The organism is Frateuria sp. GZRe14 (genome assembly GCF_051900395.1).
GTDB lineage: Bacteria > Pseudomonadota > Gammaproteobacteria > Xanthomonadales > Rhodanobacteraceae > Frateuria_A > Frateuria_A edaphi.
Genome location: NZ_JBHZGJ010000002.1, coordinates 491,447 through 514,642, shown reverse-complemented (window position 1 = coordinate 514,642; position 23,196 = coordinate 491,447). Strand labels below are relative to the sequence as shown.

The window sequence follows — 23,196 nt, the reverse complement described above, 5'->3', positions numbered from 1 at the left end:
GGGAGCGGATGCGATGAAACCGACCAAGACCCGTCTACGCACCGGCCTGCTGGCCATGTTGCTGGCCTCCCTTTGCCTGCCGGCCGCGGCCGGCAGCCTGCGCGAGCGCCTCGCCCAGCGCCGTGCCGCCGCAGGCCTGGATGCGGTGGACACCACGCCCGCGGTCATCCCGCCGGGCGTGCGCGTGCTGCGCGACGTGCCCTACGGCGGCGACCCGGCGCAACGGATGGACGTCTATCTGCCGGCGCAGGGTACCGCGCGCGCGCCGGTGATCTTCATGGTCCACGGCGGTGGCTGGTCGCGTGGCGACAAGGCCATGCGCAGCGTGGTCCAGGACAAGGTCGCGCGCTGGGTGCCGCGGGGTTTCGTGGTGATCTCGACCAACTACCGCATGCTGCCCGGCACGCGTCCGATCGAGCAGGCGCGCGACGTGGCACGCGCGCTGGCGGTGGCGCAGGGACGTGCCGCCGGGTGGGGCGCCGACCGCGACCGCTTTGTCCTCATGGGCCATTCCGCCGGCGCGCACCTGGTCGGGCTGCTGGCGGCCGAGCCGGAACTGGCCTACGACCGCGGCGCGCTGCCGTGGCTGGGCACGGTGTCGCTGGACAGCGCCGCGCTCGACGTGGTGGCGATCATGCAGGGCCCGCACCTGCCGCTTTACGACGCCGCGTTCGGCGACGATCCGGCGTACTGGCGCGCGGCTTCGCCGCTGCAGCAGCTGAAGACCCGCGGCGCACCTTTCCTTGCGGTGTGTTCGACCCGCCGGCGGGAGTCCTGCCCGCAGGCGCGCAACTTCGCGACGAAGGCCAACGGTCTGCACATGCGCGCGCAGGTGCTGGGCGAGGATCTCTCGCACCGGGAGATCAACGAACAGCTCGGCATGCCCGGCGACTACACCGCGCAGGTGGAGACGTTCCTCGCCACGCTCGACCCGGTGGTGGCGCGGCGGCTCAACGGTCCGCGCTAGGGATCGGGCGGATAGACCAGGTGATCGCCCTCGCGCGTGGCCGCCGGTGTCATCCTGGCCGGCTCGGCGCGGCCGTTGCCGTCGATGTGGCAGGCAGTGCGGCCCGCGGCGAGAAGGTAGTCGATGATGATCCGCCGATGGCAGCGCCACCACAGCACCTCGGCGCACATCAGCGTGCAGCGCCGGGCCGAGGACAGCTCGAGCAGCTGCGCGAACCCCGCGTGGAAATCCTCGCCCATCGCGTAGTCGGCATAGCGGCGGAAGCTCGCGTTCTGCCAGAAACCGTTGGGCGAGGTGCCCGTCGGCAGGCTGCGTCCGCGCCGGCCGCCGAGCGGGACCAGATGGAGGTAATCGATGCCCAGCGGCTGCAGCGACGCGGCCAGCGCCGGCCCGTCGAACTGCGGGAAGCGCCGCGAGCCCGGTAGGCGCCGCACGTCGACCACGCAATCGATCGCGTTCGCCTGCAACAGCGCGACGAACGCCTCCAGCGTGTGCGTGGAATGGCCGATGCCGAACACCGGCGGAAGAGGAGCATGCCCATGCATGGGCCAAGCATGCGCCCATGTGTGTGGCTGCCGCGCGATGGTGCGTCACTTCACGGGGCCATCGCCGCCAGTTCTTACGATGGTCTTGCGGCGTCCCCGTCGTCCATCGACCGCCCGCGTACCGCCCACTCCGATGACGAGAGTTGTTCCCATGCAGAACCACGACATCCGCGTACTCAATGACCTGATCGAAACCACCATCGACAGCGCCGAAGGCTATGCCGAGGCCGCCCGGGAAACGCAGAGCCCCCGCTTCAGCGTGACCTTCCGCGAGCGCGCCAGCGAACGCCGCCTGGTCGCGACGCGCCTGCAGCAGAAGGTGGAGGAACTGGGCGGCACGCCCGAGGACGACGGCAGCGTGCTGGCCTCGGCGCACCGCATGTTCACCAACCTGCGCAAGAGCCTGCACGACGAAACCGCGGTGATCGACGAGGTCGAGCGCGGCGAGGATCACATCAAGCACAAGTTCGAGGATGCGCTGGAGGATGGGGACGTCAGTCCGCCCATCCGTGCGCTGATTGCCGAAACGTTCCGCTCGGTACGCTCGGGGCATGACCAGATGCGCGGCCTCAAGCGAGCCACGCATCGCACGCACTAGCAGAGGTTCTTGCTCTCCACCTTCGCAAAGGGGGTGGAAGAGGGGGCAGCGGGGCAGCCTTGAGCCGAAGGCTCGATCGGGGCGAGTGGGGTTCCCGGCGAGCCCCAGTCCCTCACCTCAATCCTCTCCCCTGAGAGGAGAGGAAGCGAACGCAAAGAGCACTGCCTGGCGGCCGCCTCAGGCCGCCTTCACCTCGAAGGTTTCGCTCGTCACCGGCTTGCCGTCGATGGCGATCTCCACCTTGTACTTGCCCGCCGGCCAATCGTTCGGATTGCGCAGCTTGAAGGTGGTGGTGGCCGGGCCATCGGTGGCGATGGTCTGGCTGATGGTGGTCACGTCCTGGCCCTTGCCCTCCAGATAGCTGAAGTGCGCGCTCAGGGTGGCGCCGGTCGTGGTACCGGTGGTGGCAACGCTGGCGTAGATGGTGTTCTGCGAGGCGTCGAACGAGGTCGTCGGCTTGGCAATCTTGTAGCCGGCGGTGACCGATTCACCCAGTTGCACCTGGTCGACCTTGAACACGTCGGTGGCCGCAGGGGCGGCAGCCGCACTGGTGCCTGCAGCCGCTGGTGCGGCGGTGGTGCGCGCAGCGGCGGGCGCCGGGGTGGAGGTGGCCGGTGCGGGGGCGGTGCGCGCCACGGCCGGCGCCGGCACCGTGCTCGCGGCCGGCGGCGTGGTGGCGGCTTCGTTCTCATGCTTGCCGCAGGCGGCGAGCAGCAACAGGCCGGCGAAGGCCATGCCGTGCAGGGCGAGCGAGCGAGTCTGGATCTTCATGGCGGGTACCCGTGGCAAGTATCGAGGGGCCTAAAAAACGGCCAGGCAAAAAGGCTAGCGCCCCCGATCTGAAGCGCCGATTACCGGGCGCCCGCCTGCGTGCTACTGGCGCGCCGTGCGCGGGTTGTCCGGCATGGCCGCCGGATCGGTGCTGCGGAAGGGGTTGATGTCCAGCCCCCCGCGACGGGTGTAGCGCGCGTAGACGGTCAATCGCTCGGGCGCGCAGCGCGCCATCAGGTCGACGAAGATCCGCTCCACGCACTGTTCGTGGAATTCGTTATGGGTGCGGAAGGACACCAGGTAGCGCAGCAGTCCGGCCTGGTCGATCGGCGCGCCGCGGTAGGCGATCTGCACGCTGCCCCAGTCCGGCTGGCCGGTGACCGGGCAGTTCGAACGCAGCAGGTGCGAGAGCAGGGCTTCCTCCACCGGGGCGGCATTGTGGTCGGCGCTCAGGTAGCCGGCATTGGGCGGGCCGTAGTCGTCGATCTCCAGAGGCTGGTCGTCGAGCAGCGTGCCTGGGAGGTCGGTGATCGCGTGGCCCTGCGCGGAGGGCGCGCGCAAGGCGACTTCCACCGGAGCGCCGGCTGCGGCGGAAAGATCGCGCACCAGCGTGTCGTGCAGGGCGGCGGCTTCGATCCGCTCCTGGGAGAAGCCGTTGAGATACAGCTTTAAGGACTTCGATTCGATGATGTCGGGCGAGGCAGCCGGCACGCGGAATTCGGCCAGCGCTACCTGCGGCTTGCCGCGTGCGTCCAGCCACGAAAGCTCGTAGGCGTTCCAGATGTCCACGCCGCTGAACGGCAGCGGTTCGACCACGCCGATTTCGAGGCGCTTCTGCGCGCGCGGGATCGGGAACAGCAGGGAAGGGTCGTAGCGGTCGGCGTAGAGGGTGGTCTTGCCGAGAGGGGAATGTTCGGGGGTGCTCATGGCGGCAAGTGTAGCTTTTAGCCCTGTCCCCTCCGGCACCTCACGCAAACCCTCTCCCCGGCGGCGAGAGGGCCTCAAGGCAGTGTCAGGCGTTGATCATCTGCATCGATGGACCGGCATAGCGCTCGCCTGCCGCCGCGTTGGGCGGGAACACGGCATCGATTGCCGCCCGCTCGCTCGTGGAAAGCCGCACGTCCAGCGCACCCAGGTTCTCGTCCAGCCGTGAACGGTGGCGGGTGCCCGGGATGGCCAGCACGTCTTCGCCCTGCGCCAGCACCCAGGCCAGCGCCAGTTGCGCGGGCGAGCAGCCCTTGTCGGCGGCCAGCTTCTTCACCTCGTCGACCAGCGCCAGGTTGCGGACGAAGTTTTCGCCCTGGAAGCGGGGGTTGTGGCGGCGAAAATCGTCGGCTTCGAAATCGTCCGGCGAACGGATCGCGCCGGTGAGGAAACCGCGCCCCAGCGGGGAATAGGCAACCAGGCTCACGCCGAGCCGACGGCAGGCGGCGAGCATGCCGTTCTCCTGCGGGTCACGCGTCCACAGCGAGAACTCGCTCTGCAGCGCAGCGATCGGATGCACCGTGCAGGCACGCGTGAGCGTCTGGCCGGAGGCTTCGGAAAGGCCCAGGTAGCGTACTTTGCCCGCCTTCACCAGCTCTGCCATGGCGCCGACGGTTTCCTCGATCGGCACGCTGGGGTCGACGCGGTGCTGGTAGTAGAGGTCGATCGTCTCTACGCCTAAGCGCTTGAGGCTGCCCTCACAGGAAGAGCGCACGTATTCCGGGCTGCCGTTGACGCCGCGCGCCGACGGATTGGCCGGATCGCGCACGATGCCGAACTTGGTGGCGATGAACGCCTGCTCGCGGCGACCCTTGATCGCACGGCCGACGAGTTCCTCGTTGGTGTGCGGGCCATACATGTCCGCGGTGTCCAGCAGCGTGACACCGCGGTCGAGCGCGTGCTGGATGGTGGCGATCGACTCGGCGTCGTCGTGCGCGCCGTAGAAGTCGCTCATGCCCATGCAGCCGAGGCCGAGGGCGGAAACCTGGGGGCCGTTGCGGCCGAGCGTGCGCGTTTCCATAAGACTGCTCCTGGTGGGATGGCGAACCTACGCCGTGGAAGGTGTGCACATCGTGCGCGCCGGCGGCGCTGCGATAAATGCTCAATAATCGACAACACCTTTCCATCGAGAACAACAATGGATCGCCTGCATGCCATGCGGCTCTATGCCCGCATCGTCGAGCTGGGCAGCTTCACCGCCGCGGCGGACGACCTGGCGCTGCCGCGCGCCACCGTCACCCACACCATCAAGGCGCTGGAGACACGGCTGGGTGCGCAACTGCTGCAGCGGACCACCCGTCGCGTGCGCGTGACCTGCGAAGGCAAGACCTACTACCAGCATTGCGTGCGCCTGCTCGCGGACGTGGACGAGGTGGAGGCGAACTTCCGCGAGGCGGCGATCGTGCCGCGCGGGCGGCTGCGCGTGGACCTGTCGGCAGCGCTGGCGCGGCTGCTGGTGATCCCGGCGCTGCCGGAATTCCTCGCGCGTTTCCCGCAGATCGAACTGGACCTGGGCACCGGCGACCGCTTCGTCGACCTGGTGCGCGAAGGCGTGGACTGCGCGTTACGCGTAGGTGACCCGGGGGACATCGGCATGGTCGGGCGGCGTATCGCGACCTTGCCGCAGATCACCGTGGCCAGCGCCGACTACGTGCGAAGGCATGGCAAGCCGAAGGCGCTGGTAGATCTGCAGGACGGGCACTACGCGGTGCATTGGGCTTCGCCCACCACGCGCCGGCCCGAGCCGCTGGAGTTCGTGGTGGGCCGGCGACGACGCGAGATCCAGCTGCCCGGGCGCGTCACGGTCAATGGCGCCGATGCGTATCTGGCGTGCTGCCGTGCGGGGCTGGGGATCGCGCAGTTCTCGCATTACCGCATTGCCGACGAACTGGCCGATGGGCGCATGTGCGAGCTGTTGCCGGACATCCGGCCGCCGGCGTTGCCGATGACGGTGCTCTATCCGCCGCAACGGCAGATGCCCGCGCGGTTGAGGGTATTCGTCGACTGGCTGGTCGAGCGGGCGGCGCTGCAGTTCGGCGAGCGCGGCCGGTAGGGCGGGTGAGGCCATCCTCGCGAGGGCGCGTCACATGCGCGGCAAGCCATGCCGCGGAACCGCGGTGCCGAAGGTGTGCGTCGTCAACGGCGCGCCGGCCGCGGCCAGTGCCGAGCGCTGCTCGGCCAGCGGCTGGCGCAGCATCGCGTCCTCCAACTGCGCCAGCTTGCGGAAAGGTTCGAGCGCCAGCACGCGCTCCACGAACGCAGCGCTGCGCGGCCACCGCGTGGCATCGATGGCAAAGCGCACGAACGCCGCCGTCCTGAACATGCAGGCGATCGCGATGTCGGCGATCGACAGGCTGCCGAACAGGAAGCCGTCGGCCGGCAACTGCGCCTCCAGGTAATCCAGTGCGCGCGGAATGTGGCGTTCCAGCGTCTCCTGCACCACCGCCTCGTCCGTGGCCTCGCCGAACACGTAGCGGCGGATCGCCTTCTGATAGAACAGTCGCCAGATCAGCGCATCGGCCAGGGCGGTATCGGCGTACTCCTCCAGCCAGCGCGCACGCGCACGATCGGCCGCATCGGCCGGATAGAGCGCGGGGTGCGGATGGATGTCCTCCAGGTACTGGCAGATCACCGTCGAATCGTTGAACACGCGCCCGTCCTCGATCAGTACCGGGATGCGGCGCAGGGGACTCATGCGCTCGAAGGCCTCGTCGCCGATGAACGGCGCAATCGGGTCGATCTCGTAGGAGAGCCCCTTCAGCTCCATGCACGCCAGCACCTTGCGCACGTAGGGCGAGACGTAGTTGCCGATCACGGTGAAAGCCATGGCGCGCTCCGGGAGGGGAAGGCGAGAGCGTGGCGGCGCGACGTCCGCGACGTCAACGCCCCCCACTAATGGCATGGGTGCCATGACTTTGGGCACGTTACGATCGGCCTATTTCGCAGGTCCTCAAAAGGGGAAGACACGATGGCATCGATGATCGGCAGCTCGCGCCTGGCAGGCGCGCTGGCACTGGCCCTGGTGGCCACCGGCGCACTGGCGCAGGGCCACACGCTGACCAGGGACGACTACGCACGCGCGGAGCGCTTTCTCGGCACCACCACCGCGCCGCTGGTCGATCACGCGCTGCAGGGCGTGACCTGGCTGGACGATGGCCATTTCTGGTACGTCGACCACGATGCCAAGGGCGACCATTACCGCGTGATGGATGCGGCGACCGGCAAGGCGTCCGACGCGTTCGACCATCCCCGGCTCGCCGCCGCGCTGGGCAAGGCGCTGGCCAAGCCGGTGAAGGCCGACAAGCTGGGCATCCGCGAGTACGTGGTCGCCGCCGACGGCCGCCTGGACGTCCAGTTCAACGGCAAGCACTACCTGTGCGACCTCAAGTCCGCCCAGGGCGAGTGCGTGGCGAAGAAGGCCGGCAAGGAGCCTGGCGTGCTCTCGCCGGACAAGAAGAGCGAAGCCTTCATCCGCGACTGGAACCTGTGGCTGCGCGACGTCGCCAGCGGCAAGGAAACCCAGCTCACGACCGACGGGGTGAAGAACTTCGGCTACGCCACCGACAACGCCGGCTGGAAGCACACCGACAACGCCATCCTGGTGTGGTCGCCCGATTCGAAGCAGATCGCCACCTTCCAGCAGGACGAGCGCAAGACCGGCGACATGTACCTGCTCAAGACGCAGGTCGGCCACTCCGAGCTGCAGCAGTGGAAGGGCCCGCTGGCGGGCGACAAGGACGTGACCATGATCGAGCGCGTCGTCATCGACGTGCCCTCGAAGAAGGTCGTGCGCCTGAAGATGGCGCCGGACCAGCATCGCTCGACGCTGTGCGACGACGTCAGCTGCGGTCCCGAAGGCGGCTGGGACGACGTGAAGTGGGCGCCCGACGGCAAGACGCTGGCCTTCGTGTCCACCTCGCGCTACCACAAGGACGAATGGTTCCGCATCGCCGACCCGAAGACCGGTGACGTGCGCACCGTGTTCGAGGAGCACGTGCCGACCTACTACGAGAGCGGCAACGGCCAGGTCAACTGGTTCTACCTGCCCGAGAGCCACGAGGCGATCTGGTTCTCCGAGCGCAACGACTGGGGCAACCTGTACCTGTACGACCTCCAGACCGGCAAGCTCAAGCACGCGATCACCACCGGCGAAGGCAACGTTACCGAGGTGCTCAAGGTCGATCCAAAGACGCGCACCGTGTGGTTCCGCGGGGTCGGTCGCACCCCGGGCGTGAATCCGTACTACCAGCAGTTCTTCAAGGTCGGCCTCGATGGCGGCAAGCCGGTGCTGCTGACGCCGGAGGCGGCCAACCACGAGATCACCCTCTCGCCCGACGGCCATGCCTTCGTCGACACGTACTCGACCCCGACCGAGCCACCGGTGACCGTGCTGCGCGACAGCGGTGATGGCCACACGCTCGCCACCGTTGCCAAGGCCGACATCAGCCGCCTGCGCGCGGCCGGCTGGGTGCCGCCGGTTCCGGTCACGGTCAAGGCGCGTGACGGGAAGACCGATCTCTACGGGGTGATGTTCAAGCCAACCCACTTCGATCCGCACAAGAAGTACCCGATCGTCGACTACATCTATCCCGGCCCGCAGACGGGCTCGGTCCCCGGCCGCAATTTCCGTTCGTCGTGGGGCGATAACCAGTCGCTGGCGGAGCTCGGCTTCATCGTGGTCGCGATCGACGGCATGGGCACCCCGTGGCGGTCCAAGTCCTTCCACGACGCCTGGTACGGCAACATGGGCGACAACACGCTGCCCGACCAGGTCGCGGGCCTCAAGGAACTGGGCAAGCGCTATGCATGGATCGACCTGGGCCGCGTGGGCATCTGGGGCCATTCCGGCGGCGGCAACGCCACGGCGGATGCGATGTTCCGCTATCCCGACTTTTTCAAGGTCGGGTGGTCCGAGAGCGGCAACCACGACAACCGCAACTACGAGGACGACTGGGCCGAGAAGTATCAGGGCCCGCTGGTCACGAACAAGGACGGCACCACCAACTACGACGACCAGGCCAACCAGAACCACGCGGCCAACCTCAAGGGCAAGCTGATGCTGGTGCACGGCACGTTGGACGACAACGTGCCGCCGTCCAACACGCTGCTGGTCGCCGATGCGCTGATCAAGGCGAACAAGGACTTCGACCTGCTGCTGATTCCCAACGTGCACCACGGCTACGGCAAGGAGAAGGGCTCCTACGCCATGCGCCGGCGCTGGGACTACTTCGTGACGAACCTCGCCGGCAACACGCCGCCGAAGGATTACGCGATCACGGTGCCGAAGGACTGAGGGATCGATCCGTGGCGCGGCCGGTTTCCGGTCGCGCCCGGAGCACAGTGTCCTGCATTGCCTTGCGGGTACTAGGCGACCGTGGTCACCTGCGCGGGCGCCCGATTGAACAGCGCCGGCACCGGGCCGGTGCAGGCGGGCAGGTCCTCCACGGACATGCCGTCGCGCGCGGCCATCGCGGCGATCGCGCCGGCCACTTCATGCAGTAGCGCCAGGTTGGCGTTCAGCCGCGACCTTATGCCGGCATCGTCCAGCGTGTCGCGCAGTCCGCGGTTGATCTCCATCAGCCAGGGGACCTGGCACTGGTCGAGCAGCCCAGGCGGATTGCCCTGGCCCGAGCAGGCGTGCCAACGGCCGAAGAACGCCTGCATGCGTTCGTTCAATTGCTGCGCGGCGGTCAGTTGCGGGGCCAGCTCGGCGAAGAGCGTCGCGTCGCCCAGCCGCTTCTGGAAGAACAACTGGCACAGCACGCCCCAGTAATAACTGTAGTCCCAGGCCACCTTGGCGGGCATCACCACAGGGTTGCCGAAGAGCGGGTACTGGCCGCGGTAGAGCGCCAGGGTGCTCTCGTAGAAAGAGAAGTACAGCCGCTGGTAAAGCCGCACGTACGGCGCCAGTGGCCCGCCGGCGCGGTCCTGTGCGACCAGCATGCAGATGTAGGTGTTGGCGATGGCGATGAAGTCGCCGCCGGGCGAGTAGAAGGGATCGAGGAACAGGCCGGCCTCGCCGGTCAGCGCCCAGCGGTCGGCGCTGAATACCTGGGCGCAACCGTAGGAACAGCCGCGCAGGAAGCGGAAATCCATCAGCGTATCCGCGCAGCGCTCGACGGCCCGCGAGAGTGCCGGCTGGTGGCGTGCGAGCCAGGCCCGGGCGCGGGCGAAATCCTGGAACGACTCCAGCGGATGGATCGCCTCGTCGGCCACGATGCCGATCGAGTGGGCGCCACTCGAAAGCGGGATCAGCCACACCCAGTAGCCGTCGCCGCACAGGTGGTTGGTCGAGCGCCAGCGTTCGGGCGGTTCGCAGCGATCGTGCCAGGCGGCGTTGTCGCGGCACCATTCGTCCAGCACCAGGCGCTCGTCCAGCCGGAACCAGGCGGCGTTCACGTGGTGGCCGTTGTCGCGCGTCAGATCGAGGCGATGGCGCAGCAGGCCCGCACGGCCGGAGGCGTCGAGCAGCCAGCGGCAGGCGAGGGCGTGCTCGCCCGCATGGTCGCTGTAGCGGACGCCGTGGAGGCCGCCTTCGTGCCCGAGTTCGAAACCGCCCACGCGCGCGCCATCGCGAAAGTCGATCCCACGCCGCCTTGCTTCCTCGCCCAGGAAATTCTCGAACAGGCCGCGGTCGATCTGGTAACTGGGCGTGGGCAGCACGCGGCTCACGCCCAGTTCCGTGCATTGGTCCAGGCGGTCCTGGCCTTCGCTGAAGAACATGCGCAGCCCGAACTTGCGCAACTGCGCACGCTGCAGGTGTTCGTGCAGGCCCAGTACATGGTCGAAGTAGTGGGCGGCGATCTCCACGGTCGACTCGCCGACCTTGTGCGCGGCCAGCGGCAGCGGGTGCCGCTGGCGTTCGAGCACCACGATGTCCATGTCGGGGAACTCGCCGCGCAGCTGCAAGGCGAGGCACAACCCGGCCAGGCCGCCGCCGAGAATCACCGCATCATGCGTTGTGTGGGCGTCCGCCATGCCGCTCTCCCCCGACTGATCGGTCGATGGTGCCTCGGATGCGGCCCGCATGCATCCCGTCGAGTCGCAGCGCCCCGGGAGGACGCTCAGCGGGTCGCCCGCGCCGGCTCGCCCGTTTCGATCGCGAGCAAGCCCTCATCGTCGATGACGATGGGTGGCGTGTCGTGCGAGCGGCGATAACTGTCGACGATGCGCCCGTAGTGGACGATGCGGCCGAAGGTGTAGGTGGTGATGCGCACCACGTCGCGCACCGGGCTGAAGTGGCTCAGCCGGAACTCTCCGTGGTAGCGCGAGGCGATCGGCACCGAAACCACGCCCAGGCCCTTCTCGCGGCAGGCGGCGATCAGGATCGCCGCCTCGAACACGAAGTTCTCGGCGGGCAGGTCGACCAGTTCCAGCGCCGCGCGCGGATACCAGCGCTGGCCGCTCTGCGTATCGGCGACCGGCACGCCGCAGCCCCAGGAAATGCCCCAATCGGCCACCGCGTTGGCGCGGCGGCGGCCCTTGGGCTGCTGTTCGCGCTCGAGCAGGCGCGCGCCGATTACGATGTGGTCCGGATAGCGTTGCGCCGCCGCGACGATGCGCGGGATGTCGCTGGCCAGGTGCTGGCCGTCGCCGTCCATCGTGACCACCGCATCGAAGCCTTGTTTCAGCGCCTCGCGGAAGCCGTGCCGCAGGGCCTCGCCCTTGCCGCGCCGCTGCGCGTGGCGCAGCAGCGTGACTGGCAGGGCGCCGACGATGTCGGGGGTGTGGTCGTCCGAACCATCGTCCACCACGATCACCGGCACGTTCAGCGCCAGCGCCGATTCCACCACCTGCTGGATCGCCGCCTCTTCATTGAGGCAGGGGATCAGCACGCACCAGCGCGGCGGGTTGGGTTTCACGCACATTCCTCCAGGTGGACATCCATGCCGAGCGAGCCGGCCGCCATCAGTCGGCAGCGGCCCGCGCCTTGCGCGAGCAGTGCCAGCAGCGGCAGCGCCACGGCCGACGGGCTGCTAGCGATCCATTCGGCCGGCACCGCGGATTCGCCCGATGCGTCGGCGATGCTACCGGGACAAAGGTGCAGAACAAGTCGGCCCAGCGTGCAGGCGCCAGGCTGGGGGCTGAGCACCAGGGCGCAGCCGAACGGCGCGGCGCTGGCGGTTACCTCGGTCAGCGGGCCGGCGCCGGCGGTATCGCTGCAGACCAGCAGCACCGGCCGCGCGTCGGCCAGCGCCAGGCTCGCCGCCTCGAGCAGCCCGGCGCCGAAGCTGGCGCGCTGTGCGCACACCGCGTTGGACGGCGCGTGACAGCCGGTGGCGATGGTCCAGTAGCCGGCCGGCGCGTTGTGCACCGAATTGTGGAAGCGCGTGGGCGAAAGCTCCGCCGGCGCGCTGGCCAGGACGGTGCACATGTAGTCCATGATCGGCTGGTCGCCATGCGAGGAGGCGAACACGCAGGGCAGCGACGCAGGTTCGCGTCCACTCATCGACACGGCCTGGCCGGCCACCTCGACCGCCAGCAGCACGCTTTCCGGCGCGCGGCGCCGCTCCGCGGCCGGCAGCAGCGTGGCTGGCGGGCGTGCGGGTGGCGGGCTTGCGGCCTCGCCTTGCAACGCGCCTCGCAGGGCGGCGAAGTCCGCCAGATGCGGCGACCACAGGCCGGCGCCGTCGACGTAAACGGTGAGCGCGTTCATGCCGTGCGCTCCGCACGGGCAAACGCGAGGCAGGCGTTGTTGCCTCCGAAGCCGAAGGAGTTGCTGAGCGCCACCTCGACCGGCCGCGCTTCGTTGGACCAGGCGAACTGCGGGCCACAGGCCGGGTCGGGATCTTCGCCCCCGAGGTTGCCGGGCACCAGGCCATGCTCGACCGAAAGCAGGGCGACCACCGCCTCCAGGATGCCGGCGGCGCCGAGCGTGTGGCCGGTGAAACCCTTGGTGCTGCTGGCGCGCGTGGTCGGCGGGAAGGCGCGGGCGATCAGCGCGGCCTCCACCTCGTCGTTCTTCAGGCTCGCCGTACCGTGCAGGTTGATGTAGTCGACCTGCGCTGGCGCGAGCCCCGCGCGCGCCAGCGCGTCGCGCAGCGCCAGTTCGGCACCCAGCCCTTCGGGGTGCGGCGTGGACATGTGGTGGGCGTCGCTGGCCTCGCCGTAACCGAGCAGGCGTGGCGCGTCCGGCGCGGCCTCGACGCGTTCGAGCAGCGCGAAACCGGCGGCCTCGCCGATCGAGATACCGCTGCGCGCGCGGTCGAACGGCCGGCACGGCGCGCGCGACACCAGCTCCAGCGCGTTGAAGCCGAACAGCACGCTTTCGCACAGCGTGTCGACACCGCCGACCAGCGCGGCGTCCACCAGCCCCAGGCGAATCATGCGCTCGGCGCTGGCAAAAACCTTCGCGCTGGAGGAGCAGGCGGTGGAGACGGTCAGGCACGGCCCTTCGAGCTGCAGCGCTTCGGCCAGGAAGCCGGCCAGCGAGTGCGGCGCGTGGATCGGCGGGCGCAGCATGTCTTCCGGGAAGCCGCCGTCGGGATCGAGTCGGCGGTAGGCCTCCTCGGTGGCGCCGATGCTGGCCGTGGACGTGCCCATCAGGAGCGCCACCCGCGTGGCACCGTAGCGTTCGCGCGCGGCATGCACGGCGTCGAGAAAGCCGTCCTGGTTCATGCCCAGCCACGCCAGCCGGTTGTTGCGGCATTCCCAGACTGCCAGCGGCGTGGGCAACGGCGCGTCTTCGACGCCATCGACGCGCCCGACCCAGCATTCCAGCGGTGCAAGGCTGAAATCGTTGGGGCGCAGGCCCGTGCGGGCGGCCTCGATGGCGCGGCGATGCGCCTCGCGGCCGCGGCCGAGGGCGGAGGTGGCGGTGTAGGCGCTGACTGCCAGGGGAGCAATGGGTTGCAACATCGAATCAGCCTAGCGGCGGGCCGCGGGCTTGCCTAGCCTTGCTTTTCGGGGGCGAGGGCCCGGTTCATCCTTCCGCGGCGTGACTGCAAGTCCAGTCCGGACACGGGCCGTTCGGCGGGTGGCGCGGCAGGCGATTGCGGCGATCCGTCCGGCTGCGCACACTGGTGTTTTATCTGCCGCCCATTCGCCGTGCCGACGCCTTCCTCCCGACGCAATCCCTGGCGCTACCTGCGCGATGCCGACGTGCTGCATGCTGCCGTGGTGACGCTGTTCGCCATCATGCTCAGCGCCGGCATCGTGTGGATCGGCTACGTCGTGCACGTATGGCGTACGGCGCGGCGGGCGCCCACGACGCTGCCCGGACGCTGGGTCGTACTGGTGTTCGGCCGCCAGCTGGTCGCCGAAGAACCCGAGCACGACTACCGCGGTCGGCTGGCCCGGGCGCTGGCGCTCTTGCGCGGAAGGATCGCCAGCCGCGTGCTGCTTCTCGGCGGACGCAGCAGCGGCACGCGCAGCGAGGCAGAAGCCGGCCATGCGTGGCTGCAAGGGCAGGGCTTGCCGGCCGACGTGCCCATCGAACTGGAGCAGGAATCGGTCGATTCGCTCGAGAACCTGCGCCATGCACGTGGCCTGCTGCAGGGCGGCGACCGGGCCGAGGTGCTGCCGCCGGTGGCGCTGCTGACCAGCCGCTACCACCTGGCACGCTGCCTGTTGCTGGCGCAGCGACTGGGCTTCGACGGCCATGCCGTCGCCGCCGAGGATGCCTTGCCCCGCACGCCACGCTACCTGGCGTTGCTGCTGATGGAAGCGACCTATCTGATGTGGATAGACCTGGGCGTGCGTTGGGCGCGGCTGACCGGCCACCGCCGCATGGCCGCGCGGATCAGCTGAGACGCGTCTTGTGCGGCGCCATCGCGCGCGGCAGACTCGCCCCGCCGCGCTCGGCGGCGTATCTCAAGACAGGGGAAGTCCCGATGTTCCGTTCCCGTTTCATGCTGGTCCTGCTGCTCCCGCTGCTGCTGCTGACGATGGCGTTCCGCCAGTCGCCGCTGGTCGATCCGGCGCCGATCGCCGTGCCGGCCGGCATGAACGACGTCCAGGTCGGCAAGGCGGTCAAGGCCGCGCTGCTCGGCCGTGGTTGGACCGTTACCGACGAGCAGGCCGGCAGCACCAGCGCCCAGCTCAGCCGCGACGAATGGGTCGCCAAGATCCGCGTCGACTTCGATACCAAGCAGGTGCAGATCCGCTACGTCGACAGCAAGAACCTCAAGTACGAGGTCAAGCGCGACGGTACCCGCCTGATCCATTCCAACTACATGGGCTGGATGCAGTACCTCTCCGGCGACATCGGCCGCAACCTCGAGCTGATCTCCGCTACCGCGGGCTGATCGCTCAAGCGCCCGCGTCGACGCGCCACAGCGCCGGCGCGGGCCCGCTTGCTAAGCTCTGGGCGGTCACCCCGCCGATCCTTACGATGAGCCAGCAAGCCGACCAGGCCGAAACTTTCCTGCGCGAGACGCAGGACCGCATCTGCAGCGCGATCGAACGCCTCGATGGCGGCGCGCGCTTCGTCGAGGACCGCTGGACCCGCGAGGCGGGCGGCGGCGGACGCACCCGCGTGCTGCGCGACGGCGCTCTGTTCGAGCAGGCGGGCGTGAACTTCTCCCGTGTCTTCGGCCACACCCTGCCGCCCAGCGCCACCGCGCACCGGCCGGACCTCGCCGGCGGCAGCTTCATCGCCACCGGCGTGTCGCTGGTGCTGCATCCGAAGAATCCGTACGTGCCCACCACGCACGCCAACGTGCGCTATTTCGAAGCCAGCAAGCCGGGCGTCGAACCGGTGTGGTGGTTCGGCGGCGGCTTCGACCTGACTCCGTTCTACCCGTTCGACGAGGACGTGGTGCACTGGCACGAGGTCGCACGCGACCTGTGCGCGCCCTATGGCGAAGACGTCTACCCCCGCTACAAGCGCTGGTGCGACGACTACTTCTATCTGAAGCACCGCGACGAGACGCGCGGCGTGGGCGGGCTGTTCTACGACGACCTCAACGAGGGCGGCTTCGAGCGCTGTTTCGCCTTCACCAGCGACGTGGCGCAGGGTTTCCTGGATGCCTACCTGCCGATCGCCGAGCGCCGCCGTGGCATGCCCTGGGGCGAGCGCGAGCGCGAGTTCCAGCTTTATCGGCGTGGCCGCTACGTGGAGTTCAACCTGGTCTGGGACCGCGGCACGCTGTTCGGCCTGCAGTCGGGCGGGCGCACCGAGTCGATCCTGATGAGCCTGCCGCCGCGGGTGCGTTACGAGTATGCCTATGCGCCCGAGCCGGATTCGCCAGAGGCGCGATTGCAGGACTACCTCAAACCGCGCGATTGGCTGTCCGCAACCGACGCGTAGGGTGGGCTCCAGCTCGCCGTGATTTGCGACAGGCGGCCGGTGGGCTGAAGTCCACCCTGCAGAGCCTTAGGGCTTCGCGCCACTGAACTTCACTGGCGTGGCGCCCTTCACCGGGCCGATCTGCGCGCTGTCGCTGACCTCAAGCACCACTTCGTGGCGGAACTCCAGCGTGCCCTGCACGACGGCATGGGGGCCGATCACGATGTGCGGCGTACGGTTGTGGTGGAACCAGCCGCCGTTGGGCTTGTCGACCAGGATGCCGCCCTCGACGCGCGAATTGGCGCCGATGTCGATGTCGCCATCCACGGTTTCCACGCCGCCGCCCACGTGCGCTGCATCCAGTTCGATGCGGCCGTTGACGTTGGATACCTGTCCGCTCACGTCGGCGCCCTTGGCCAGCTCGATGTGCCCGTTGACTGCCTCGATCTCGCCGTTGACCTTGGCGTCCTCGCGCAGCTCGATGCCGCCGTTGACGGTGTTGAGCGAACCGATGGTGGCGCGCTGGCCCAGCGTGATGCCGCCGTTGACCGTGTCGGCCTTGCGCGCGCTGGCGCCGTCGGCAAGCGAAATGTCGCCGTTGACGGTGCTCAGTTCACCGGCGGTCTGCCCGGCATCGATGCGGATGTCGCCGTTGATCTTGTCGACGTCGTTGTCCGATGCGACCGCCGCCAGCGGCAGGGCCAGGACGAGGGCGATGAGCAGGTGGCGCATGGTGGTGCTCCTTTCGTGGGAATAGGACATCAGATGCACCACCGCGCTCCGCGGTTTAGCGTGACCTTCGGCATGGGGCGATTTGACGCCGTCGCAAGCGCGCCGCACCATTTCGCGTTTTCCGCTGCCAGGTTGCCGCCATGCACAAGCTCGTCCTGATCCGCCACGGCCAGTCCCAGTGGAACCTCGACAACCGCTTCAGCGGCTGGGCCGACGTCGACCTGACCGAGCAGGGCATGGCCGAGGCAAAGGAAGCCGGGCGTCTGCTGGCGGAAGGCGGATATACCTTCGACGTGGCGCACACCTCGGTGCTCAAGCGCGCGGTGCGCACCCTGTGGGGCGTGCTCGATGCGATGGACCTGATGTGGATTCCGGTGGTCACCGACTGGCGCTTGAACGAACGCCACTACGGCGGACTGACCGGCCTCAACAAGGCAGAAACGGCGGCGAAGTACGGCGAGGACCAGGTCAAGGTCTGGCGCCGCAGCTACGACATCCCGCCGCCGCCGCTGGAGCGGGCCGACAACCCGTCGCTGCGCGATCCGCGCTACGCGCTGCTCGATCCGTCGATGATTCCCGATACCGAGTGCCTGAAGGACACCGTCGCCCGCGTGCTCCCCTACTGGCACGACGTGCTGGCGCCGGCGGTGGCCTCCGGCCAGCGGGTGCTGGTGGCCGCGCACGGCAACTCGCTGCGTGCGCTGATCAAGTACCTGGACAACATCTCCGACGAGGCGATCGTCGAGATGAACGTGCCCAATGGCGTGCCGCTGGTGTACGAGTTCGACGACCAGATGAAGCCGCTGCGCAGCTACTACCTGGGCGATGCGGAGGCGATCGCGGCGAAGATGGCCGCGGTGGCGAACCAGGGCAAGGCGAAGTAGGACGCTCTTCGCAGGAATCCATTTGTGGGCCCGGATCGGCCACATCGCATCGGACTGTACGGACCGTTAGTCTTCGCCCAGCCACTCCAGGGAGACTCACCATGGCGCCGAACCTTCTCATGCCCGCACTGATGTCGCCGCTGCTCGCCTTCATGGTGTGGCGGCGCGTGCGTCGCCAGTTTGGCCGCCAGCTGGTGCGGCGCGGCGCGATGATCACCCGCGTGGCCATCCTCCTCGCGGTCACCGGCCTGCTTTCGCTTGCCGGTCTGCATAACCCGCGTCTGCTCGAAGGCCTGGCAGGCGGCCTGCTTGGCGGCATCGCGCTGGGCCTGCTCGGCCTGCGCCTGACCCGCTTCGAACGGGGCGCCGATGGTCGCGACCTCTACCTGCCTAACCCATGGATCGGCGCCACTATCACGGCCGTGCTGGTGGGCCGGCTGGCCTGGCGTTTCCTGGTGCTGGTACCGCATGACGGTATCGCCGGCCCGATGGCTGCGACCGTGCCGCCACTGGGCAACAGCCCGCTGACGTTGCTGGTGGTCGGCCTCATGCTCGGTTACTACGTCAGCTATTACGCCGGCTTGCTGGTACACCACCGGCGGTTCGAGCGGACACAAGCCTGACGCCAGACGCAGGGCGGGCTTCAGCCCACCACACGCTGCGACGCTGGTGGGCCGAAGCCCACCCGACGCGGCTAGAGGGCGTCGTTATCCAGTTCGCCGGTGCGGATCCGGATCACCTGCTCCAGCGGGCTGACGAAGATCTTGCCGTCGCCGATCTTGCCGGTGCGCGCCGATTGCTGGATTGCCTCGATCACGCGTTCGAGCTGATCGTCGGCCACCGCTACTTCCAGCTTGATCTTGGGCAGGAAATCGACCACGTATTCGGCGCCCCGGTAGAGTTCGGTGTGCCCTTTCTGCCGCCCGAAGCCTTTTACCTCGGTCACCGTGATGCCTTGGACGCCCGCCTCGGCCAGGGCCTCGCGCACGTCGTCCAGTTTGAACGGCTTGATGACCGCCACGACCAGCTTCATGGATGCTCCTCGCCAACTTTCCCAAGATCGCCTTCATTGTGCCTGCCAGCCCCTGGCCTGTCGCCCCAGTGGGCCGTGTAGGACAATCCCTACATTCTCTGGCGGAGCCGGCCGATGGTGCACCCCCTTTCACGTTACCTAGACTTCCTTCCGACCCGCTCGAGGCGCCGTCCATGATGGATCGGCAGGAAATCGACCGAATTGCCCTGCGACTTGTGTCGCTGGTACCGCCAGGGTTGGCACAGGCGCAGCAGGATTTGCGAACCAACTTCCACGATGTCCTGATGCAAGGATTGCGTCGCCTCGAGCTGGTCACCCGCGAGGAGTTCGAAGTCCAGAGCCAACTGTTGGCGCGCACCCGCGCCAAGGTCGACGAACTGGAAAGGCGCGTCGCCGAACTGGAGGCGGACGCCGCTCGCGGACCCTAGCTGCCAGCTCCCGGGAGCCGCCCCCGATCCGTCACCTCACCCCGAGAGCGATCGGGGGCGGTTATTTTTTGCCTGACGTCGATGGGGTCGCGTTTCATCATGCATTCTGGCGACTCCATCGCTTACGGCCGGCACGGCCGGCACGCGTCATGCGCGACCGTGCGACCAGCTGCCCGCGGCACCCCCAGTCGGCCGAGCCCGCCATTCGTGTTTCTCCAGCCGTTGCGGTCAGGGACGACCGCGTCCTGGTCAGCCCGGGTCGTGCCGTGAGCCTGGCGGTCACCCTCACGCGTGCCCAGGAAGGCGTTTCCGCACCGCAAGTGATGGTCGAGGTGCATCTGTCCGGCGGTCTGCCGGGCACGCATATCGTCGGCCTGCCGGAAGCTGCGGTGCGCGAGGCGCGTGACCGCGTGCGAGTGGCGATCCAGAACGCGGCGTTCGAGTACCCCAACCGCAAGGTCACCGTGAACCTGGCGCCGGCCGAGCTGCCCAAGGACGGCGGCCGCTTCGACCTGGCCATCGCGCTGGGCATCCTGGCCGCGGGTGGTCAGGTGCCACGCGAAAAGCTGGACGAGTGCGAGTTCCTGGGAGAACTGGCGCTGTCGGGTGATCTGCGTGGCGTCTCGGGCGTGTTGCCGGCGCTGCTGCGCGCGCGGGCGCGCGGACGGCGCGTGGTGGTGCCGCGCGCCAACGCCGCCGAGGCAGCGCTGGTGCCGGAGGCCGATGTACTGGTAGCCGACACGCTGGCGGACGTCTGTGGCTGGTTGCGCGACGCGCAGGAACTCGCCCTGCCGGGCCCGGCCGACCACGGGCAGCCAGTCGATCCGGACGTGCCCGACCTGGTCGACGTACGCGGCCAGTTGCAGGCCCGCCGCGCGCTGGAAATTGCCGCTGCGGGCGGCCACCACCTTTTGCTGATTGGTCCGCCGGGCACCGGCAAGACCATGCTGGCCGCGCGCCTGCCCGGCATCCTGCCGCCGCTGAGCGAGAGCGAAGCCCTCGAAACCTGCGCCGTGCTGTCGGTCGCCGGGCAGCGCGTGGACCCGACGCGCTGGCGCCAGCGGCCCTTCCGGGCGCCGCATCACACCGCTTCGGCGGTGGCGCTGGTCGGTGGCGGTTCGCACCCGCGGCCGGGCGAGATATCGCTGGCGCACAACGGGGTGCTGTTTCTCGACGAACTGCCTGAGTTCACCCGGCACGTACTCGAAGTGCTGCGCGAGCCGCTGGAGTCCGGCCAGATACTGGTGTCGCGAGCCGCGCGGCAATCGACCTTCCCGGCTCAATTCCAGTTGGTCGCGGCGATGAACCCGTGCCCCTGCGGCTATGCCGGCGACGCCCGCGAACGTTGTCGTTGCACGCCCGACCAGATCCAGCGCTACCGCGGGCGCATCTCCGGCCCGTTGCTGGACCGCATCGACCTGTGTGTGGAGGTACCGCGCGTGCCGCTCGCCGAGCTGGGAGCTCCGCGCAGCGTGTACGATGAAGACTCAGCTACCGTACGCGGGCGCGTTGTCCAGGCCCGCGAGCGGGCGCTCGCTCGCGCAGGGCGTGCCAATTCCGAGATCAATACGCGCGAGCTGGAACGCGATTGCGCGCTGGGCGCGCCCGAGCGGCGCTGGTTCGAGGCGGCGCTGGAACGATTGGGTCTGTCCGCGCGGGCCTATCACCGCATCCTGCGCGTGGCCCGGTCGATCGCCGACCTCGACGGCGGCGCTGCCCTGCTCGATCGCGCACACCTGGCCGAGGCCCTGCAATACCGGCGTTTCTAGCTTTTCTGAACTGGCGGGTATTGACTTCCCGATTGCGCGGATTAATATCTGCACTCGCCGGTACTTAAATGCCTCCGGCCTGCCGCCCCGGTATCGGTTCCCCCTCCCCCCGCCCGATACCGGGGCTGGCCTCTTCATCTTCCGCCGCGATACGCCAGCGCCTTCAAAGGAAGGCGGCGACCCCATCAAGGGCACCGCCACGCGTGGGCGCCTAGAGGGCGGGGCCACCCGGCACCGGTGCGCTGGCGCTGCCTTTTCGGGAAAGGCCGTCCGCATGCTTTCGAATCATCCGGAGCCCTCAGGCAGAATGAGCGACCCGGAAGCGAAGGACGGCGCATGACGCTACAGCCCGGGCTGATGCTGGCGTGCATGCTCGGCATCGGCTTTCTCGCGCAATGGGTCGCCTGGCGGGTGAAGCTGCCGGCGATCCTGTTCCTGTTGCTGGCCGGCATCGTGCTGGGCCCCGCGACCGGCATCTTCCGGCCGGACGCGATGCTGGGCGGACTGTTGTTCCCGCTGGTCTCGCTGGCGGTGGCGCTGATCCTGTTCGAAGGCAGCATGACGCTGCGCTTCCACGAGCTGCCGGGGATCGGCCGCGCCGTGCGCGGCCTGGTCAGCTATGGCGCCATCGCGGCCTTGTTGCTGCTGGCGCTGGCGGCGCATCTCATCGCGGGCCTCGGTTGGGACGTGGCGCTGCTGTTCGGCGCACTGACCTGCGTGACCGGGCCCACGGTAATCGCGCCCATGCTGCGCACCTTGCGGCCCAATGCGCGCATCGCCAACACGCTGCGCTGGGAAGGCATCGTGATCGATCCGCTGGGTGCATTGTTTGCGGTGCTGATCTACGAAGCCATCGTCTCGCATCAGGAGGGACATACGGTCGGCGTCTTCCTGGGCACCATCGCATGCGGCGCGGGCATCGGCGCGTTGGCGGCATGGGCGCTGGCGTGGTTGCTGCGGCGGCAACTGATCCCCGAGTACCTGCAGAACTTCGGCGTGCTGGCCACGGTGCTGCTTGCTTTCAGCCTGTCCAACGCGATCGCGCACGAATCGGGCCTGCTGGCCGTGACGATCATGGGCATCTCGCTGGGCAACATCCGCAACGTCCACATCGACGACATTATCGATTTCAAGGAAAACCTCACCACGCTGCTGGTCTCCAGCCTGTTCATCCTGCTCGCCGCGCGACTGCAGTGGCCGCTGCCGGAGGGCATGCTTTGGGCGGGCATCGCGGTGTTCCTGGTCGCGCAATTCCTGGTGCGACCGCTCACGGTGGTCTTCGCCAGCGTGGGCAGTTCGCTCAGCTGGCGCGAGCGCGCGCTGATCGCCTGGGTGGCGCCGCGCGGCATAGTCGCCGCTTCGGTTTCGGCGCTGTTTGCGCTGCGCCTGCAGGAGCTGGGCGTGGCCGGCGCCGATGCGATGGTGCCGTTGGTGTTCATCCTGATCATCGGCACGGTGGTGCTGCAAAGCGCGACCGCGCGGCCGCTGGCGCGCTGGCTGGGCGTGGCGGAGCCCGAGCCGCGCGGAGTGTTGATCTACGGGTCCGACGAGGTGGCGCGCGCGATCGGCAAGGCGCTGGCCGATGCCGGTTGCCGGATCGTGCTGGCGGACGATGCGTGGGACGGCATCCGTCGCGCGCGCATGGATGGGCTGGCCACGTTCTTCGGCAACCCGGCCTCGCCCCATGCCGAGCGCAATCTCGACCTGACGGGACTGGGCCGCTTACTGGCCATGTCGACCCATCGCGAGCGCAACTCGCTGGCCTGCGTGCACTACCGGCGTGAGTTCGGGCGCGAGAAGGTCTATCGGCTGCGCAACCTCGCGCCCCACGAGGCCACGGACCGCGCGGCGATCTCGGGCAATCTGCTGGCGCCGCCCTTGTTCGGCGAGGAGATGACGCATGCGCGCTTCGCCGAGCTGCTGTCGGCCGGATGGCGGATCAAGTCGACCCGCCTGAGCCAGACGTTCGGCTGGAGCGACTTCATCGAGCGCAACGGCGCCCAGGCGGTACTGCTGTTTGGTATGGACGAAAAGGGCAATCTGCGGGTGGCGTCGGCCAAGCGGTTGCTCGAACCGAAGGCAGGCTGGTCGGCGATTGCGCTGACGCCGCCAATGGAGCCGATGGGCTGAGTCCGCCCATGCCAGCCGCCTGTCGCACCTTCCCCCGAGGAATGGGAGAAGGCCGAGTAGGCGGCTGCTTGGTTACCTCCCCCGTCCTGCGGGGAAGCTGTCCGAACGCGGGTACGGAAGCTGGCC

Annotated in this window: 23 protein-coding genes; 12 read left to right on the top strand and 11 right to left on the bottom strand. The window is 68.6% G+C overall.

Annotated features, from left to right (window positions below; genetic code table 11):
- Window positions 1-13 precede the first annotated feature (13 nt).
- Entirely contained in the window at window positions 14-967 is a 954-nt protein-coding gene (locus tag ACFWZ1_RS16580; protein WP_439667243.1) for an alpha/beta hydrolase, read from the top strand.
- Here ACFWZ1_RS16580 and ACFWZ1_RS16575 read toward each other — a convergent pair.
- Window positions 964-1,512 carry a DUF488 domain-containing protein gene (locus ACFWZ1_RS16575; RefSeq protein ID WP_231322172.1) on the bottom strand — a complete coding sequence of 183 codons (549 nt, stop codon included), beginning with the start codon at window positions 1,510-1,512 and terminating at the stop codon, window positions 964-966. The two genes, ACFWZ1_RS16580 and ACFWZ1_RS16575, sit on opposite strands and share 4 nt — an antisense overlap.
- Before the next feature lie 151 nt (window positions 1,513-1,663).
- On the opposite strand from ACFWZ1_RS16575, the gene ACFWZ1_RS16570 reads away from it, so the two are divergent.
- A complete protein-coding gene (locus ACFWZ1_RS16570; protein ID WP_231322169.1) occupies window positions 1,664-2,110 on the top strand; it encodes a PA2169 family four-helix-bundle protein in 447 nt (148 codons plus the stop codon).
- A gap of 177 nt (window positions 2,111-2,287) precedes the next feature.
- On the opposite strand, the gene ACFWZ1_RS16565 is transcribed toward ACFWZ1_RS16570, so the two are convergent.
- The 3 genes from ACFWZ1_RS16565 to ACFWZ1_RS16555 form a co-directional block, all read right to left on the bottom strand.
- Window positions 2,288-2,881, bottom strand: coding sequence for a hypothetical protein (locus ACFWZ1_RS16565; protein WP_439667242.1), 594 nt, complete (start codon window positions 2,879-2,881; stop codon window positions 2,288-2,290).
- A gap of 102 nt (window positions 2,882-2,983) precedes the next feature.
- Complete coding sequence (gene queF / locus ACFWZ1_RS16560) at window positions 2,984-3,808, bottom strand: NADPH-dependent 7-cyano-7-deazaguanine reductase QueF (protein WP_439667241.1); 825 nt, start codon at window positions 3,806-3,808, stop codon at window positions 2,984-2,986.
- An 85-nt stretch (window positions 3,809-3,893) separates the two neighbouring features.
- Complete coding sequence (locus ACFWZ1_RS16555; RefSeq protein WP_439667240.1) at window positions 3,894-4,886, bottom strand: aldo/keto reductase; 993 nt, start codon at window positions 4,884-4,886, stop codon at window positions 3,894-3,896.
- A 117-nt stretch (window positions 4,887-5,003) separates the two neighbouring features.
- Here ACFWZ1_RS16555 and ACFWZ1_RS16550 point away from each other — a divergent pair, with 117 nt between their 5' ends.
- Window positions 5,004-5,918: a LysR family transcriptional regulator gene (locus tag ACFWZ1_RS16550; RefSeq protein ID WP_439667239.1), complete on the top strand. Its 915-nt coding sequence runs from the start codon at window positions 5,004-5,006 to the stop codon at window positions 5,916-5,918.
- A 30-nt stretch (window positions 5,919-5,948) separates the two neighbouring features.
- Here ACFWZ1_RS16550 and ACFWZ1_RS16545 read toward each other — a convergent pair whose 3' ends face one another.
- The gene (locus ACFWZ1_RS16545) at window positions 5,949-6,692 is read right to left on the bottom strand and encodes a glutathione S-transferase family protein (RefSeq protein WP_439667238.1); all 744 of its coding nucleotides are present in this window, start codon (window positions 6,690-6,692) and stop codon (window positions 5,949-5,951) included.
- A 141-nt stretch (window positions 6,693-6,833) separates the two neighbouring features.
- On the opposite strand from ACFWZ1_RS16545, the gene ACFWZ1_RS16540 reads away from it, so the two are divergent.
- Complete coding sequence (locus tag ACFWZ1_RS16540) at window positions 6,834-9,158, top strand: DPP IV N-terminal domain-containing protein (RefSeq protein WP_439667237.1); 2,325 nt, start codon at window positions 6,834-6,836, stop codon at window positions 9,156-9,158.
- Between the two features lie 71 nt (window positions 9,159-9,229).
- Here ACFWZ1_RS16540 and ACFWZ1_RS16535 read toward each other — a convergent pair whose 3' ends face one another.
- From ACFWZ1_RS16535 to ACFWZ1_RS16520, 4 genes are all read right to left on the bottom strand, one after another.
- Window positions 9,230-10,843 carry an NAD(P)/FAD-dependent oxidoreductase gene (locus ACFWZ1_RS16535; RefSeq protein WP_439667236.1) on the bottom strand — a complete coding sequence of 538 codons (1,614 nt, stop codon included), beginning with the start codon at window positions 10,841-10,843 and terminating at the stop codon, window positions 9,230-9,232.
- A gap of 86 nt (window positions 10,844-10,929) precedes the next feature.
- On the bottom strand, window positions 10,930-11,727 hold the full coding sequence (locus ACFWZ1_RS16530) for a glycosyltransferase family 2 protein (RefSeq protein WP_231322150.1): 798 nt from the start codon (window positions 11,725-11,727) through the stop codon (window positions 10,930-10,932).
- A complete protein-coding gene (locus ACFWZ1_RS16525; protein WP_439667235.1) occupies window positions 11,724-12,521 on the bottom strand; it encodes a beta-ketoacyl synthase chain length factor in 798 nt (265 codons plus the stop codon). The genes ACFWZ1_RS16530 and ACFWZ1_RS16525 overlap by 4 nt, the downstream gene beginning before the upstream one ends.
- Window positions 12,518-13,723, bottom strand: coding sequence for a beta-ketoacyl-[acyl-carrier-protein] synthase family protein (locus tag ACFWZ1_RS16520; RefSeq protein WP_439667234.1), 1,206 nt, complete (start codon window positions 13,721-13,723; stop codon window positions 12,518-12,520). Before ACFWZ1_RS16520 ends, ACFWZ1_RS16525 begins: the two co-directional genes overlap by 4 nt.
- A gap of 189 nt (window positions 13,724-13,912) precedes the next feature.
- Between ACFWZ1_RS16520 and ACFWZ1_RS16515 the strand changes: the two genes are divergently transcribed.
- The 3 genes from ACFWZ1_RS16515 to hemF all read left to right on the top strand — a co-directional run bounded on the left by ACFWZ1_RS16515 (window position 13,913) and on the right by hemF (window position 16,115).
- Window positions 13,913-14,614 (top strand): YdcF family protein, encoded by a 702-nt coding sequence (locus tag ACFWZ1_RS16515; protein ID WP_439667233.1) that lies wholly within the window; start codon window positions 13,913-13,915, stop codon window positions 14,612-14,614.
- An 83-nt stretch (window positions 14,615-14,697) separates the two neighbouring features.
- Window positions 14,698-15,111, top strand: a complete 414-nt coding sequence (locus ACFWZ1_RS16510) for a hypothetical protein (RefSeq protein WP_231322141.1) — start codon at window positions 14,698-14,700, stop codon at window positions 15,109-15,111.
- A gap of 86 nt (window positions 15,112-15,197) precedes the next feature.
- Window positions 15,198-16,115 carry an oxygen-dependent coproporphyrinogen oxidase gene (gene hemF, locus ACFWZ1_RS16505; RefSeq protein ID WP_439667232.1) on the top strand — a complete coding sequence of 306 codons (918 nt, stop codon included), beginning with the start codon at window positions 15,198-15,200 and terminating at the stop codon, window positions 16,113-16,115.
- A 66-nt stretch (window positions 16,116-16,181) separates the two neighbouring features.
- Here the strand turns inward: hemF and ACFWZ1_RS16500 are convergent, their stop codons facing one another.
- Window positions 16,182-16,826 carry a hypothetical protein gene (locus ACFWZ1_RS16500; protein ID WP_231322138.1) on the bottom strand — a complete coding sequence of 215 codons (645 nt, stop codon included), beginning with the start codon at window positions 16,824-16,826 and terminating at the stop codon, window positions 16,182-16,184.
- A 140-nt stretch (window positions 16,827-16,966) separates the two neighbouring features.
- Here ACFWZ1_RS16500 and gpmA point away from each other — a divergent pair, with 140 nt between their 5' ends.
- Window positions 16,967-17,710, top strand: coding sequence for a 2,3-diphosphoglycerate-dependent phosphoglycerate mutase (gpmA, locus tag ACFWZ1_RS16495; protein ID WP_439667231.1), 744 nt, complete (start codon window positions 16,967-16,969; stop codon window positions 17,708-17,710).
- A gap of 101 nt (window positions 17,711-17,811) precedes the next feature.
- Window positions 17,812-18,333: a DUF1453 domain-containing protein gene (locus ACFWZ1_RS16490; protein ID WP_231322134.1), complete on the top strand. Its 522-nt coding sequence runs from the start codon at window positions 17,812-17,814 to the stop codon at window positions 18,331-18,333.
- A 71-nt stretch (window positions 18,334-18,404) separates the two neighbouring features.
- On the opposite strand, the gene glnK is transcribed toward ACFWZ1_RS16490, so the two are convergent.
- Window positions 18,405-18,743 (bottom strand): P-II family nitrogen regulator, encoded by a 339-nt coding sequence (glnK, locus tag ACFWZ1_RS16485; protein WP_231322133.1) that lies wholly within the window; start codon window positions 18,741-18,743, stop codon window positions 18,405-18,407.
- Window positions 18,744-18,916: 173 nt separating this feature from the next.
- Here glnK and ACFWZ1_RS16480 point away from each other — a divergent pair, with 173 nt between their 5' ends.
- From ACFWZ1_RS16480 to ACFWZ1_RS16470, 3 genes are all read left to right on the top strand, one after another.
- Complete coding sequence (locus ACFWZ1_RS16480) at window positions 18,917-19,171, top strand: accessory factor UbiK family protein (protein WP_231322131.1); 255 nt, start codon at window positions 18,917-18,919, stop codon at window positions 19,169-19,171.
- Window positions 19,172-19,437: 266 nt separating this feature from the next.
- On the top strand, window positions 19,438-20,940 hold the full coding sequence (locus ACFWZ1_RS16475) for a YifB family Mg chelatase-like AAA ATPase (RefSeq protein WP_439667230.1): 1,503 nt from the start codon (window positions 19,438-19,440) through the stop codon (window positions 20,938-20,940).
- A gap of 336 nt (window positions 20,941-21,276) precedes the next feature.
- Window positions 21,277-23,070, top strand: a complete 1,794-nt coding sequence (locus tag ACFWZ1_RS16470; protein WP_439667229.1) for a cation:proton antiporter — start codon at window positions 21,277-21,279, stop codon at window positions 23,068-23,070.
- Window positions 23,071-23,196 lie beyond the last annotated feature (126 nt).